The organism is Vibrio sp. S9_S30 (assembly GCF_014694455.1).
In the GTDB taxonomy this organism is placed as follows: domain Bacteria; phylum Pseudomonadota; class Gammaproteobacteria; order Enterobacterales; family Vibrionaceae; genus Vibrio.
In genome coordinates, this window is sequence record NZ_JAAUWT010000097.1 from 1 (window position 1) to 1012 (window position 1012).

At 43.9% G+C, this 1012-nt stretch carries 2 protein-coding genes; one reads left to right on the forward strand and one right to left on the reverse strand.

Annotated elements, in window-relative coordinates; all coding sequences use genetic code 11:
* The first annotated feature begins 168 nt into the window (after positions 1 to 168).
* Positions 169 to 495 (forward strand): immunity protein Imm33 domain-containing protein, encoded by a 327-nt coding sequence (locus HC752_RS24240; protein ID WP_190337736.1) that lies wholly within the window; start codon positions 169 to 171, stop codon positions 493 to 495.
* Between the two features lie 173 nt (positions 496 to 668).
* Here the strand turns inward: HC752_RS24240 and HC752_RS24245 are convergent.
* On the reverse strand, positions 669 to 1012 hold a 344-nt coding region (locus HC752_RS24245), incomplete at its 5' end, for a hypothetical protein (protein ID WP_238930627.1).

Here is a 1012-nt window from a genome sequence, read left to right on the forward strand (position 1 = left end):
CGCTCTAACAAAAGCTTCAAACCGACAAACAACGCGTGGCATTTTTAGTTTGCGGTGAGTTTAGTGTTTAAGGCGTAATGCAGTGGCTTGTTTTGTGCGTTGTTTGCGGTTTAAGCTGGCGTTATGTGCAAGAGGGCCCTATGTATCAGGAGTCAATTTATCTTGAAGATGTATAGTCAAGAAAACGGGATTAGCCCTCAAGTGCCTGAAGCTTTATCAAAGTTGGGGATAGCATTACCAACAATAGGTCAGCAGCCAATTAACGGCCTTCGTCACCCTCCAGAAAATGGAACAAACGGATGGTATATTTGGTGTGGGCAAGAGCTTCTCGTAGAAGATGATTTCTTCTCTCCTCTCCATATAGAGCACACAGATGAATATTTACCACAAATTAAGAAGTACTTAGATTTGCCACCAGGTTACCGTTTTCTAATAGATTGTAGTGGCTATGAGGACGTTTGGTACGATCCAAGCTTGTTAAGCCTAGACACATAACAAACGCTTCAAGCCGACCGCCAACGCGTGGCATTTTTGGTTTGCAGCAATAATTGTGTTTAAGGCGTAATGCGGTAGCCGTTGTATTGCGTTGGCAGCGGCTTAAGCGGGCGTTATAGCGCTTTGATAATTCGAGAGTTGTAAGGTTCTCGAAAATAGCTGGCTTCAGTGCTTCAAATTTCGATTCCTAAACCCGAATCAAGGTGGAAAAGTCGTCGCAATCCAAGTTGCTGCAAGCTTTCAAAATCAATTGGGAACGCTGGATTTTGAAGCTTGGTTTTCGGTTTGTTCTTCTTAATTTTCGACTGAATCGGTGTTTTGGGTTTTGTGGACTGGTTGCAGGTACTCACTTTGGCTAAGATGTCGTCCATTGAATGCAAGCGAAGTGCGTCATTGCCAAGTGAGTTTGTGTACTCGTTACGCTCTAACAAACGCTTCAAGCGGACTGCCAACGCGTGGCATTTTAGGTTTGCAGTGATAATTGTGTTTAAGGCGCAATGCGGTAGCTTTTGTATAG

What these genes read in the sequence shown, in the direction of transcription:
- HC752_RS24240 (WP_190337736.1), top strand. Translation starts at nt 169, where the DNA reads ATGTATAGTCAAGAAAACGGGATTAGCCCTCAAGTGCCTGAAGCTTTA.